The organism is Nocardiopsis sp. NRRL B-16309 (assembly GCF_001279585.1).
GTDB lineage: Bacteria > Actinomycetota > Actinomycetes > Streptosporangiales > Streptosporangiaceae > Nocardiopsis.
On the sequence record NZ_LGEC01000092.1, the window covers coordinates 165,447 to 178,261 of the forward strand.

Below are 12,815 nucleotides of genomic sequence, written 5' to 3' on the forward strand. Positions count from 1 at the left end.
CGGCACCGGGGGGCGGTACCGAGTCCGTGGGTCTGGTGGGGGTGCGGGGGTGTGACGCCTCAGGGCAGCTGCCAGTTCACGGGCTGTGCGCCCATCTCCTCCAGCATCGCGTTCGTCCTGCTGAACGGCTTGGAACCGAAGAACCCGCTGCGTGCGGAGAGCGGGCTCGGGTGCGCGGACTCCACGCACGGCACACCCGGCATCATCGGGCGCAGGTTGCGCGCGTCGCGCCCCCACAGGATCGCCACGAGCGGCTTGCCGCGCTCGGACAGCGCGCGGATGGCCTGCTCGGTGACGGCCTCCCAGCCCTTGCCCCGGTGCGATCCGGACTGGCCCGGAGCGACCGTCAGCACCCTGTTGAGCAGGAGGACGCCCTGCTCGGTCCACGGCGTGAGGTCGCCGTTGGAGGGCATGGGGGCGCCGAGGTCGTCCTGCATCTCCTTGTAGATGTTGCGCAGGCTCGCGGGCAGGCGCACGTCCGGGGCGACGGAGAAGCTCAGGCCGACCGCGTTGCCAGGGGTGGGGTAGGGGTCCTGGCCCACGATGAGCACGCGCACGTCGTCGAAGGGCTGCTGGAAGGCGCGCAGCACGTGCTCGCCGGCAGGCAGGTAGGTCCGCCCCTCGGCGATCTCCTGGCGGAGGAAGTCGCCCATGGCGGCGATCTGCGGGGCGACCGGCTCAAGGGCCTTCGCCCAGCCGTTGTCCATGATTTCGTTCAGGTCCCTGGAAGACATGGCCAGAAGACTAGCGCCAGGTCCCGACATCCACGGCCCTTTCGGGCGATCGGCTCCCTCTTGTCGTCAGCCGAGCGCCCGGAGACTCGCGGCCGACGCGCGGAGGTAGTCCTGGACGGCGCGATTCGGCACCCGGTACGAGCGTCCTACGCGTGTCGCCGGCAGGACACCTGAATGGACCATGCGGTAGACCGTCATCTTGGAGACCCTCATGATGCTCGCGACCTCCGCCACGGTCAGAAAGCGCACCTCTTCCAGTTCCAGAGGACGCTGACTCCTCTGTGCGGGTCGCACTGGAGGCGGGGCTTCGACCCGGTCTTGTAGGTCACTGATCTGCGTGGCGAAGGAGCGGACCCATTCATGTGTGTCCGGGTCCGGAAGGTGACCGGTCTCCTCCAGAGCTTCCAGGACCGCCGAGGTGTCCAGAGGGCGTTCCAGGGTCAGGGCCTCCACTCCGACGGCTCTGCCGTCAGCGGAGAGGTCGACGACGAATGAGCCGTAGTCAGCGCTCCGCACCACGGTCGCGTCGACGAGTCGGAGATACCGACTTCGTCGATGACGACATGGAGTGTCCGGGCCCAGACACGGCCTTGCGCGCTCCCGCTCACGCTGAGGGCAGCGCTTCCCGACGGTCGGAGGACTTCCAGTTCGACACGGAGGGGATGACCGGCATCAGAAGGCCCGACCAGCCCGAACACCGCACCGGGATCGACACCGAAGGGGAGGCGGTCGACGGTCAACGTGCGGAGCGAGGGTCGTCTGACGGTGAGGATGTCATCGTCCAAGCCGACCTCGCGGCCCAAGAGGAAGAAGTACTGCTGGGCTTGCGAGGGTTCGGGGGTGTGGGACGCATGGCTCCAAGGCTATGGACCATCGAGCCCGTGGGAAGGCGAAACAGGGATACTGGTGGCGCAACACCGATCAGTGATCGGCGCCCCCGTGACCGTTGCGGCCACGGGGGAGGGGGTGTGCGAGGCGGTCGCCCGAGGGGTGGCGGCCGGGGGACGCCTTCGGGGCGTCAGGGGGTCGACGGGGTCACTCGGCGCGCCAGCCGCCCTGGCGGTCGGCGAGGTTGAGGGCGGTGGTCACCAGGGGCACGTGGCTGAACGCCTGGGGGAAGTTGCCGACCTGGCGGCCCAGGCGGGGGTCCCACTCCTCGGCCAGCAGGCCCAGGTCGTTGCGCAGCGACAGCAGGCGCTCGAACAGCTCCTTGGCCTCCTCCTGGCGGCCGATGGACAGCAGCGCGTTGGCCATCCAGAAGCTGCACGCCAGGAAGGCGCCCTCGTCGCCGGGCAGCTGGTCGGCGGAGTTCTCCAGGTCCGTGCGGTAGCGCAGCACGAAGCCGTCGACCATCAGGTCCTTGCGGATCGCCTCGATGGTGCCGATCACGCGGGGGTCGTCGTAGGGGAGGAAGCCGACCTCGGGGATCAGCAGCAGGGCGGCGTCCAGCTCCTTGCTGCCGTAGTACTGGGTGAAGGTGTTGCGCTGGGGGTCGTAGCCGTACTCGCAGACCTCGGCATGGATGGTGTCCCGCAGGGCCCGCCATCGCTCGATGGGGCCCTCCTTGCCGAACTCCTCGATGCTGCGCACCGCGCGGTCGGCCGCCACCCAGGCCATGACCTTGGAGTGCACGAAGTGCTGGCGGGGGCCGCGTACCTCCCACAGCCCCTCGTCGGGCTCGTCCCAGCACCACTCCAGGTAGTTGACCAGGGAGCGCTGCAGGCCCCACAGGTGGTCGCCGCCGCGGATCCCGGAGCGCCTGGCCAGGTGCAGCACGTCCATGACCTCGCCGTACACGTCCAGTTGGTACTGGCCGACGGCGGCGTTGCCGATGCGGACCGGGCGCGAGGCCTCATAGCCGGGCAGCCAGTCGGCCTCCCACTCCGTGAGCCGCCGCTCGCCGCGGATGCCGTACATGATCTGCATGAGCTGGGGTTCCCCGGCCACGGCGCGCACCAGCCACTCGCGCCAGGCGAGGGCCTCGTCCTTGTAGCCCGAGCGGATCAGCGCCTCCAGGGTGATGGTGGCGTCACGCAGCCAGCAGTACCGGTAGTCCCAGTTGCGCACTCCCCCGATCTCCTCGGGCAGCGAGGTGGTGGGGGCCGCGACGATGCCGCCGGTGGGGCGGTAGGTGAGGGCCTTGAGGACGATCAGGGACCGGATGACGGCCTCGCGGTAGGGGCCGTCGTAGGTGCACTGGCTGACCCACTTCTCCCAGAAGCGCTCGGTTCGGGAGAGCGCTTTCTCGGCGTCCAAATGATCGGACTCCTCCACTTGGGAGGGATGCCAGGTCATCACGAACGGCACGCGCTGTCCGGCGGAGACCGTGAAGTTCGCGTCGTGGGTGAAGTTGTGTCCCCGCAGGGCGACGGGGGCGCTCAGCCAGATCGCGTCGGGGCCCGCGATGGCGACGAGCTCGGTACCGGCCCGGTGCATCCACGGCACCACGTGACCGTAGTCGTAGCGGATCCGCATGGTGGTGTGCATCTCGACCGAGCCGCTCAGGCCCTCGACGATGCGGACGATGTGCGGGGCGCCGCCGCGCGGGGGCATGAAGTCGATGACCCGGACCGAACCGGTCTCGGTGTCCCACTCCGATTCCAGGATGAGCGTCTCGCCCCGGTAGTGGCGCCGGGTGGCGTTCGGCTCGCCGTCGGCCGGGCGCAGCGACCAGCTCCCGTTCTGTTCGTCGCCGAGCAGCGCCGAGAAGCAGGCCGAGGAGTCGAAATCCGGCAGACAGGCCCAGTCGATGGAACCGTCGCGCCCGACCAGCGCGGCGGTCTGCATGTCGCCGATCATTGCGTAGTCTTCAATCCAGCCGGGCACGCGGCTCACCCCCATCACGTCGTCCTTGATCCTGCGGTTGGCGCGAGTGCCGTCGTCGGGACGGGGTCTGCCGCGTCGTCGCGGAGCATGTCGCGCACGCCCGTGTGCGCTCCCCGTCGGGGCCTCTCACCCTTCCGTCCGGCCGACCCGCGTCCACCGCCGGAAAGGGGCGCCGTTCGGGCACCGTCCCCTCCCCAGCCCTGCCCGGCTCGCCTGGTACCCGGTATATTCCCAGGTGAGGACAGCCGAAAAGGCCGGATCTCCGGAACCCGCCCGAACACGGTCCTTCCGTTCACCGCGGTCCCATCTTCCCTTCTTCGCCGGGGTCGCGCTACCCGCAGGTGCACGTGCATTTGCAGGGGCGGCGTGGTTTGGGGCCTATTGCGGGAGTTTGTCCGGGCAGAAGTTATGACGCGGTGATCAAGAGCCCATGACGGGTCGGCTAACGGTGAGGTGATGACGGTTCTTCCGACGGCATTTCAGTCATTCGGAACATCGGCAGGAACACCTGCGCGAGTGGACCGATCGTGACGGCGAACACCACGGTACCCACCCCGGCCGTCCCGCCCAGGAGCACACCGGTGACCACCACCGTGATCTCGATGACCGTGCGCGCCAGGCGCACGGACCAGCCGCGGGCGGCCAGCCCCGTCATGAGGCCGTCCCGCGGTCCGGCGCCCAGCCCGGCACCGATGTAGCAGCCGGTCGCCACGGCGCACGCCAGCACACCCAGGGCCAGCAGCCCCGCACGCAGCACGAGTGAGTCGGTCGTGGGCAGCAGCCACAGGAACAGGTCGACGCCCACGCCGATCACCACCACGTTGCTCAGCGTGCCCAGCCCCGGCTTCTGCCGCAGCGGGATCCACAGCAGCATCAGCGCGGCGCCCACGATGACGCTCCACGTGCCGATGGAAAGTCCCACCCGCAGGGCCAGCCCCTGGTGGAGCACGTCCCAGGGCATCGAGCCCAGGCGCGCCTCGATCAGCAGGGCACCGCTGAGCCCGTACAGGACCAGTCCGGCGTAGAGGCGGACGAGGCGCTGGAGACGGGGGCGGGGCAGGATCGGGGTGATCATCACGGCGGGGTCCGGTGCCTTTCGCGGGTCGGGGGTCGGCGCGGGTGGGACGGGGCGGGCTTCGGGGAGCGGTGGGCGGGACACCGCACAAGAGATCCGGTCATCGGATCAGAGACCATTCCTGGAGCCGCATCGCCAGAGTGGCGGAAGTGGCGCCGTACGTGAAGGGCCAATACGCTCAAGTGGACTGAACAAGATGCGCGGGTGGGAGATCCATGGCCAGGGGGAAGCGAACGATGGAGCGCACGGGCACGGGCGGCGGCACCCGGCGCATCAACGGCCGCCTGCTGGCCCGCCTGATCGGCGAGGCACCCGTGGAGCGCCCCTACTACCTGGCCATCGCCCGGTCCGTCAGCGGCCTGGTCCTGGACGGGCGCGTGCCCACCAACACCCGCCTGCCGGCCGAACGCGACCTGGCCACCGCGCTCGGGGTGAGCCGCAACACCGTCACCGCCGCCTACGCCTGGCTGCGCGACAACCGCTTCCTGGACAGCCGCCAGGGGGCGGGCAGCTGGACGGTCCTGCCGGACTCGGGCTCGGGGGAGTCGGCGCCCTTCCCGTCCGCGGCCGAGCAGATCGACCTGGGCGTGGCCGCGCCCCCGGCCGTGGAGGGGCTGCGCGCCGCGGCCTTCCAGGCCTCCGAACAGCTCGCCGCCCACGTGGGCGGTCTGGGCTACTACCCCTACGGGCTGCCCGAGCTGCGGCACGCCATCGCCCGCCGCTACGTCGAGCGCGGCCTGCCCACCACCCCGGAGCAGATCTTCGTCACCAGCGGCGCCCAGCACGCCGTGTCACTGCTCATGGACCTGCTCGTGCAGGACGGCGACGACGTGCTGGTGGAGTCGCCCACCTACCCGCACCCGGTCGACGCCGCCCGCCACCGGGGCGCCCGGATCCGCACGGTCGGCGTCACCCCGCAGGGCTGGGACATGGAGTACCTGGCCGACGCCTTCCGTCAGTGGCGCCCGGGCCTGGCCTACCTCATCCCCGACTTCCAGAACCCGACCGGCGCCCTGATGGACGATGACGAGCGCCGCGTCCTGGTCCGGGAGGCGCGCCGGGCCGGCAGCCACCTGATCATCGACGAGTCGGTCGCCGAACTCGCCATCGACTCCGGCGACCTGCCCGCGCCGGTGGCCGCCTACGACACCGACGGACGCGTGTTCACCGTCGGCTCGGTGGCCAAACTGCTGTGGGGCGGCCTACGGGTGGGCTGGGTGCGCACCACGCCGCCGATGGTGGCCCGCCTCATGGCCGTCCGCCAGCGGGTGGACATCGCCGGGGCCGTGCTGGAGCAGCTGGTCGTCACCCACCTGATGTCCGACGTGCTCCGGATCCGGGCCGAGCGCAGCCGTCAGCTGCGGCGCAACCGGGACGCGCTGCTGCACGCCATGCGGGAGCGCCTGCCGGACTGGCGGCCCAGCGTGCCCGGGGGCGGCCTCGTGGTGTGGGCGACCCTGCCCCAGCCCGTGGCGACGGCGCTGTCGGCCGCGGCGGTCCGGTACGGCGTGCACCCCGCGGCGGGGCCGGTGTTCGGCACCGACGGCACTCTGGAGCGCTATCTGCGCCTGGCCTACACCCAGCCGCCCGACGTGCTGACCGACGCCGTGGACCGGCTGGCCCGCGCCTACGCCGAGACCCTGGCCCACCCGGCCCAGCCGCGCGGCCAGCTCTACGTCTGAGCCGTCGCTCGGCACACCCGGGTCAGCCGCGCGGTCCGCTCCACGTTTGAGCGGGCGCACGGCCCCCTGGGCCCAGCCGCGCGGTCCGCTCCACGTCTGAGCAGTCGCTCGGCCCGCCGGGCCCGCCGGGCGACCGGTCCTCCGTCCGACCGGGTTCTGGAGCCGCCAGAACCGTCGGACGTGCCGCACCGCCCGGTCCCGCTGGTCCCGCCGGACCCGGCCGTCCGGCCCACGCCGTCCTCGGGACGTCCGCGTGCCCGCTCTCCGTTCCGACCGGACTGCGGCCCTACGAGGTGACGCGGTAGGCGAAGCGGACGACCTCCGCCAGGACCTCGTCGCGGTTGGTCTCGTTGAAGATCTCGTGCCGGGCTCCGGGGAAGACCCGTGCGGCGAAGTCACGGCCCGCGAGGTGCTCGATACCCGTCCTGGTCCCGCTGATCGGCACGAGCGCGTCGTCCGAGCCGTGCAGCCACAGCAGCGGCAGCGACTCCAGGCTCCCCGCCTCGCGGACGCGGTCCAGCTCCCGGAGCATGGCCAGCACGGTGGGCCGCCGGAACGGGCCGTGCCACACGAGGGGGTCGGCCACGTAGGCCGCGCCCACGGCCGGATCGCGCGACAGGGTGTCGGGGTCGATGGGGACGTCGGGGATCTCCTCGGCGGCGGCCAGGTCCTCCAGGGCCTGCCAGTGCCCCAGCACGGGGCCCGACAGCGCCAGCCCGGCCAGGTCCCCCGGATGGGTCTGTGCGTAGCGGGAGGCGATGAGGCCGCCCATGGAGTGGCCGACCAGGACCAGGGGCAGCGTCCGGTAGGCCGTGCGCGCCTGGGTGATGACCCGGTGCACGTCCTCGACCACGCCCGCGAAGTCGTCGATGAGCACCCGCTCACCGGAGGAGCGCCCGTGCCCGCGGTGGTCGGCGCCGTAGACGACCGCTCCCGCGGCGACCAGGTCCGCCGCCACCTGCTCGTAGCGGCCCAGGTGCTCGCCGTACCCGTGGACGAGGACGGCCAGCCAGGTCGGTTCGACGTCGGGGGAGACCCAGGCGCGCGCCGCGAGCCGTTCCGATCCGTCCGGTCCGCCCGCCAGGGCCCACTCACGAGTCGTGATCACCGTGTCCCGCCTCCGCTTCCGTGCCGCCGCCGCGACGGCGTCGAGGGTCCGCTTGTTCCAGGACGGTCACCCTACGGGGCGGCGGCCGCCTCGCGCATGTGTGATGGGTGCGTCAGCCGGGACTCCTGGTCATCGAGGTGCGATCGTCGAACCCGTGCATCGGTGGCATAACGATCACGTGGGAGGTTCGTGCAGGTCGTCCAGACACCACGGCCAACTCTCGTGTTTAGCCACGAAATACGGCATAAGGTGTGATTAAGGCTACTCATTGTGAAAGGGGATCTTTTACGCTTACCAGTGGGTATCCCTCGGGTGGGAACCTCGCGTACAACCCACCCGGCAACTCGGACTGGAGAGGGTGACGCCCGTGCTGGCCGACTCCTATGGGCGACGTGCGACCGACCTGCGTGTGTCGCTCACGGACCGCTGCAACCTCAGATGCACCTACTGCATGCCCCCCGAAGGGTTGGAGTGGCTGCCCAAGCCGGAACTCCTCACCGACGAGGAACTCCTCCGCCTCATCGGTGTGGGCGTGACCCGCCTCGGCATCACCGAGGTCCGCTTCACCGGCGGCGAACCGCTCCTGCGCCGGGGCCTGCCGGGCCTCATCGCCGGTACCACCGCGCTCGAACCCCGGCCCCACACCGCCCTGACCACGAACGGGATCGGGCTCGCCCGCATGGCGCCCGCGCTCGCCGAGGCCGGGCTGGACCGCGTGAACGTCTCCCTCGACACCCTGCGCCACGACGTGTTCGAGAAGCTCGCCCGCCGCCGCAGGCTCGACGACGTCCTCGAAGGGCTCGAAGGAGCCGCCCGGGCCGGGCTCACCCCGGTCAAGGTGAACGCCGTCCTGATGCGCGACACCAACGAGCACGAGGCCGCCGACCTCCTGCGCTACTGCGTCGAGCGCGGCTACGAGCTGCGGTTCATCGAGCAGATGCCGCTGGACGCCCAGCACGGGTGGCGGCGCGACACCATGATCACCGCCGACGAGATCCTCGCGCTGCTGGAGACGGAGTTCGAACTGGACCCCGCCGACGCCGACACGCGTGGCAGCGCGCCCGCCGAACTGTTCCACCTCCGCGGTACGCGTTTCCCGAACGGGGAGCAGGCCACCGTGGGCGTCATCGGCTCGGTCACCAGGCCCTTCTGCGGGGCGTGCGACCGCGTGCGGCTCACCGCCGACGGCCAGGTGCGCAACTGCCTGTTCGCCCGGGAGGAGTCCGACCTGCGCACCCTGCTGCGGGAGGGCGCCGACGACGACGCGCTCGTGGCGCAGTGGGAGGCGGCGGTGGCGAGCAAGCTGCCGGGCCACGGGATCAACGACCCCTCGTTCCTGCAGCCCGCCCGCCCGATGTCGGCGATCGGCGGCTGAGGGGCCGGGCGGCCGAACGGCAGAGCGACCCGGGGACCGAAAACCCGTTGCCACCGCCGATCGGGATCTGGGTTCATGTAGCGCGACGAGCCGGGATCACGGAGCAGGGAGGTGGCTCGACATGCCGTACACCGAAGTGGCGGGGGACCGCGTACCGATCCGGATGTGGGCCGACCCGGAGCGGGTCGAGGGCGCCGCGATGGAGCAGCTGCGCAACGTCACCCGCGTCCCGTGGGTGCACGGCCTGGCCGTGATGCCCGACGTCCACTTCGGCAAGGGCGCCACGGTCGGGTCGGTGATCGCCATGCGCGACGCCGTCAGCCCGGCGGCGGTGGGAGTGGACATCGGCTGCGGCATGACCGCGGTGCGCACCGACCTGACGGCGTCCCGTCTGCCCGATGACCTGCGCGGCCTGCGCCACGCGCTGGAGGCGGCGATCCCCGTCGGCTTCCACGCCCACGACGAGCCGGTCGACCCCGCGCGCGTCCCCGGTCTGCGCAGCCGGAGGTGGGACGCGTTCTGGCGGGGGTTCGACGACCTCGCCGACGCCGTCCACCCGCGCCGGGAGCGGGCCCTGCGCCAGATGGGCACCCTCGGGGGAGGCAACCACTTCCTGGAGGTGTGCCTGGACGACGAGGGGACCGTGTGGCTCGTCCTGCACTCGGGCTCGCGCAACATCGGCAAGGAACTCGCCGACCACCACATCGGCCGGGCCAGGGACCTGCCGCACAACCAGGACCTGCCCGACCGGGACCTCGCCGTCTTCCTCAGCGGTACTCCGGAGATGGACGCCTACCGCCGCGACCTGTTCTGGGCCCAGGACTACGCGCGGCGCAACCGCGACGTCATGATGGGGCTGGCGTGCGCGGCCGTGGCCGAGCGGATCCCCGGCACGGGTTTCGTGCAGTGGATCTCCTGCCACCACAACTACGTGGCGGAGGAGACCTACGACGGCGTCGACGTGCTCGTCACCCGCAAGGGCGCCATCCGCGCGGGCCGCGGCGAGTGGGGGATCATCCCCGGCTCCATGGCGACGGGGACCTACATCGTCAAGGGGCTGGGCAACCCGGAGTCGTTCAACTCCGCCTCGCACGGGGCTGGTCGGCGGATGAGCCGGAACAAGGCCCGCAGGACCTTCACCAAGGCGGACCTGGAGGAGCAGACCAAGGGCGTGGAGTGCCGCAAGGACCTGGGCGTCGTGGACGAGATCCCCGGCGCCTACAAGGATCTGGAGTCGGTGATCGAGGCCCAGACGGACCTGGTCGAGGTGGCCGCCCACCTGCGCCAGGTGATCTGCGTCAAGGGCTGAGCGGAGCCGTTCGCCCGCCGCCCCCCGGGCGGCGGGCGCCACCGTGGTCCATGCTGGGGACGTGAACGAGCGAGAGAACAGCACGCGCCCCGGCCTGGACGCGGTGATCCTGGCCGGCGGTGAGGGGCGCCGGATGGGCGGCGTCGACAAGCCCGGCCTGGCGGTGGGCGGGAGCACGCTGGTGGAGCGGGTCGCCGACGTGGTCAGGGCCCACAGTCCGGACGCCGGTGTGACGGTCGTCGGGCCGCCGCGCGAGAGCCCCCGCGCGCGCTACGTCCGTGAGGATCCGCCCGGCTCGGGCCCCGTCCCGGCTCTGCGCGCGGGTCTCCCGCACGTGGAGCGCGCCTGTTTCGCGCTGCTGGCCGCCGACCTGCCGCACCTGACCGTGGGGCATTTCGACGCCCTGGCCGACGCCCTCCGGGACGGGGACGCGGGCGCGGTGTTCGTGGACGCCGACGGGCGTGAGCAGTGGCTGACCGGGATCTGGCGCACCGCGGCCGTGCGGGAGGCCCTGGCGGACTACCAGGGGAGGTCGCTGTACGGCCTGCTCGGCCCGCTCTCACCTCGACGCGTCCCGCTGGCCGAAGACCACGCCGCGTTCGACGTCGACACCCCCGACGACCTCGCCCGCGCCCGCCGCGATGTCGAAGGGGATTAGCGGAAGACACCTGACACCCGCCCCTCGAAGGGACTCGGAGCGCTAGGTCCCGCGTCGGCGCCGGTCGGAGTTGCGGCGCGGCAGCCGTGGCGGGACGGGCGGGGCCGGTCGCGGGGGTTCCGGCGAGCGAGGACGTACGAGCCGGGCGAACTCTTCGAGGGTCAGCACGCGAGGTACTCCGCCGCGTGGGGCCTGGCGGTCGTCGTCACGGCCGGTCACGTCGCACCCCTCCCGAGGTGCAGCCCGGCGTACTGGTCGATGACCTGGTCGACGGTCGGCCCGGGAGCGTGGATGTCGCTGTGCCGGGGTGTGCCGTCCGGGCCGGTCCACCGGTACCAGTGGCCGTACGCGGTGATCTCGACGGGTTGGCGAAGGTAGGGATCGTTGACGACGAGCGTGTCGCCCCGCCGGTAGTTGAGTAGCTGCCGGTGCGCGAACGCCGCGCCGAGGTTCCTGAGAGCTTCCATGGTCACCACGGTGCGCTCTGCCTGGGGGTTTCCTCTACTCGTCGTTGGTTTTCCGGATTCGTGGGACAAGGAGGGGAACGCTGCTGGATGATGCTTCCATGAGTTTCCCCCGGCACCTCCGGAAGTCCCTCGACCTGTCCGGGCTCACCCAGTCCGCTCTGTCCCGCCGCACGGGCATATCTCAGGCGTCGCTTTCCCGATACCTGAACGGGCATGTGATGCCCAGCCGCGATGTGGTGGTGGCGCTGGGTGAGGCGTTGGGGGTGGGTGAGGACGTTGTGACGGCGTGGGAGAACCACATCAACGGCGGCGAGTTGCCACATTTCCTCAGGGACATCGGACGTCTGGAGGAGATGGCCGCGCGTGTGGACCTGATCGGGCCTGTCGCCGTTCCCGGGCTGCTGTGGTGCTTGGAATACGCGCGCCTGGTCTTCCGGAGTGGTCAGCCCCTGCTGAGTGAAGATCATGTGGAGCGCCTCGCGCGCCTGAGGAGCGCACGGCTGGAACAGTTGACCGCCCACGTCTCGGCAGTGTTCCCCATGACGGCGCTGACGGGTGTGCCCGACGACGTGGGCAGGGCGCAGGCGCAACACCTTCTGGACCTTCCGGAACGCGTCAGCCTGCACTTGGTGCCAGAGGGGTCCATCCTTTTGGGCGTGACGTCGCCGCTGATGATGTTCCGGTTGGTGGACGGCCGTCAGGTGGCGACTTCGGACCATGTCGACGGGAACGCCATCTACTCCGACTCGGTGCTTCCCCGCATCTCAGAGCTGGTGCGCAACGCGCTCGCGCTATCCTTGCCGCACATGGCCACGCGTGATGTTCTGGAAGGTCTCGCCCGATGATTTCCGATTGGCACAAGAGCAGTTACAGCGCGAACGGTGCCAACTGCGTCGAGGTGCGGGAACACGTCCACGGCGCTGACGTGCGCGACACCGTGAACCGTGACGCCGGGCACCTGTCCGTGCCCGGTGGTGAGTGGGTGGCCCTGCTCGCCGGGGTGCGCGACCACGGCTGACACCCGCCTCGCAGTCGCTGGCGATCCTGGAAGGTCTCCAATGAAGTCGGATTGGTCCAAGAGCTCGTACTCCCCGAATGGCGGCAACTGCGTGGAAGCTCGAAGTGTCACCGGTGGTGCGCAGCTGCGCGACTCCAAGCACCCCCACCACGCGATTTTGGCGCTCTCGGCCTCAGAGTGGACGTCCCTCCTGGCCACGGTCGCCCCCCGCGATCGGAGCTGACCGCCTCACTGCAGTCCCTCGCGATCCTGGAAGGGTCTCGCTCGATGATGTCCGATTGGCACAAGTCCAGCTACAGCCCGAACGGGTCGAATTGCGTCGAGGTGCGGGAACACGTCCACGGCGCTGACGTGCGCGACACCGTGAACCGTGACGCCGGGCACCTGTCCGTACCCGGTGGTGAGTGGGTGGCCCTGCTCGCCGGGGTCCGCAACCAGGTGTGACACCCCGTGAGCGCCTCACAATCCCTCTAGGCTGACACGAACCCCGGGCCGATGGTCCGGGGTTCGGTGTGCGCCGAACGACCGGACGGCCCCTGACGTCCGGCTTGCGGAATACCGGG

General features: G+C 70.9%; 14 protein-coding genes. 8 read left to right on the forward strand and 6 right to left on the reverse strand.

Annotation, left to right across the window (positions count from 1 at the left end; all coding sequences use genetic code 11):
* Window positions 1-59 precede the first annotated feature (59 nt).
* The 4 genes from ADL05_RS21445 to ADL05_RS21460 form a co-directional block, all read right to left on the reverse strand.
* Entirely contained in the window at window positions 60-734 is a 675-nt protein-coding gene (locus ADL05_RS21445; protein WP_053618782.1) for a uracil-DNA glycosylase, read from the reverse strand.
* Between the two features lie 66 nt (window positions 735-800).
* Window positions 801-1,028, reverse strand: a complete 228-nt coding sequence (locus ADL05_RS21450) for a helix-turn-helix domain-containing protein (RefSeq protein WP_053618861.1) — start codon at window positions 1,026-1,028, stop codon at window positions 801-803.
* Between the two features lie 741 nt (window positions 1,029-1,769).
* Window positions 1,770-3,575: a glycoside hydrolase family 15 protein gene (locus ADL05_RS21455; protein ID WP_231640854.1), complete on the reverse strand. Its 1,806-nt coding sequence runs from the start codon at window positions 3,573-3,575 to the stop codon at window positions 1,770-1,772.
* Window positions 3,576-4,002: 427 nt separating this feature from the next.
* A complete protein-coding gene (locus ADL05_RS21460; RefSeq protein WP_053618784.1) occupies window positions 4,003-4,635 on the reverse strand; it encodes a YitT family protein in 633 nt (210 codons plus the stop codon).
* Window positions 4,636-4,850: 215 nt separating this feature from the next.
* On the opposite strand from ADL05_RS21460, the gene ADL05_RS21465 reads away from it, so the two are divergent.
* Complete coding sequence (locus ADL05_RS21465) at window positions 4,851-6,317, forward strand: PLP-dependent aminotransferase family protein (RefSeq protein WP_053618785.1); 1,467 nt, start codon at window positions 4,851-4,853, stop codon at window positions 6,315-6,317.
* Window positions 6,318-6,603: 286 nt separating this feature from the next.
* Here ADL05_RS21465 and ADL05_RS21470 read toward each other — a convergent pair whose 3' ends face one another.
* Complete coding sequence (locus tag ADL05_RS21470) at window positions 6,604-7,425, reverse strand: alpha/beta hydrolase (protein WP_053618786.1); 822 nt, start codon at window positions 7,423-7,425, stop codon at window positions 6,604-6,606.
* A gap of 367 nt (window positions 7,426-7,792) precedes the next feature.
* Here ADL05_RS21470 and moaA point away from each other — a divergent pair, with 367 nt between their 5' ends.
* The 3 genes from moaA (at window position 7,793) to ADL05_RS21485 (ending at window position 10,767) form a co-directional block, all read left to right on the forward strand.
* A complete protein-coding gene (gene moaA, locus ADL05_RS21475) occupies window positions 7,793-8,800 on the forward strand; it encodes a GTP 3',8-cyclase MoaA (RefSeq protein ID WP_053618787.1) in 1,008 nt (335 codons plus the stop codon).
* A gap of 121 nt (window positions 8,801-8,921) precedes the next feature.
* On the forward strand, window positions 8,922-10,109 hold the full coding sequence (locus tag ADL05_RS21480) for an RtcB family protein (protein WP_053618788.1): 1,188 nt from the start codon (window positions 8,922-8,924) through the stop codon (window positions 10,107-10,109).
* Window positions 10,110-10,170: 61 nt separating this feature from the next.
* Complete coding sequence (locus ADL05_RS21485) at window positions 10,171-10,767, forward strand: molybdenum cofactor guanylyltransferase (RefSeq protein WP_255351852.1); 597 nt, start codon at window positions 10,171-10,173, stop codon at window positions 10,765-10,767.
* A 215-nt stretch (window positions 10,768-10,982) separates the two neighbouring features.
* Here the strand turns inward: ADL05_RS21485 and ADL05_RS21490 are convergent, their stop codons facing one another.
* Window positions 10,983-11,234, reverse strand: coding sequence for a hypothetical protein (locus ADL05_RS21490; RefSeq protein ID WP_156365947.1), 252 nt, complete (start codon window positions 11,232-11,234; stop codon window positions 10,983-10,985).
* Window positions 11,235-11,332: 98 nt separating this feature from the next.
* Between ADL05_RS21490 and ADL05_RS21495 the strand changes: the two genes are divergently transcribed.
* Genes ADL05_RS21495 through ADL05_RS29935 form a run of 4 tightly spaced genes read left to right on the forward strand, consistent with a single transcriptional unit; the run spans window position 11,333 to window position 12,696 of the window.
* Complete coding sequence (locus tag ADL05_RS21495; RefSeq protein ID WP_082376679.1) at window positions 11,333-12,079, forward strand: helix-turn-helix transcriptional regulator; 747 nt, start codon at window positions 11,333-11,335, stop codon at window positions 12,077-12,079.
* Window positions 12,076-12,252 (forward strand): DUF397 domain-containing protein, encoded by a 177-nt coding sequence (locus tag ADL05_RS29925; RefSeq protein ID WP_082376681.1) that lies wholly within the window; start codon window positions 12,076-12,078, stop codon window positions 12,250-12,252. The genes ADL05_RS21495 and ADL05_RS29925 overlap by 4 nt, the downstream gene beginning before the upstream one ends.
* Window positions 12,253-12,292: 40 nt before the next feature.
* Entirely contained in the window at window positions 12,293-12,475 is a 183-nt protein-coding gene (locus ADL05_RS29930) for a DUF397 domain-containing protein (RefSeq protein WP_082376682.1), read from the forward strand.
* Between the two features lie 47 nt (window positions 12,476-12,522).
* A complete protein-coding gene (locus tag ADL05_RS29935; protein ID WP_082376725.1) occupies window positions 12,523-12,696 on the forward strand; it encodes a DUF397 domain-containing protein in 174 nt (57 codons plus the stop codon).
* The last annotated feature ends 119 nt before the right edge of the window (window positions 12,697-12,815 follow it).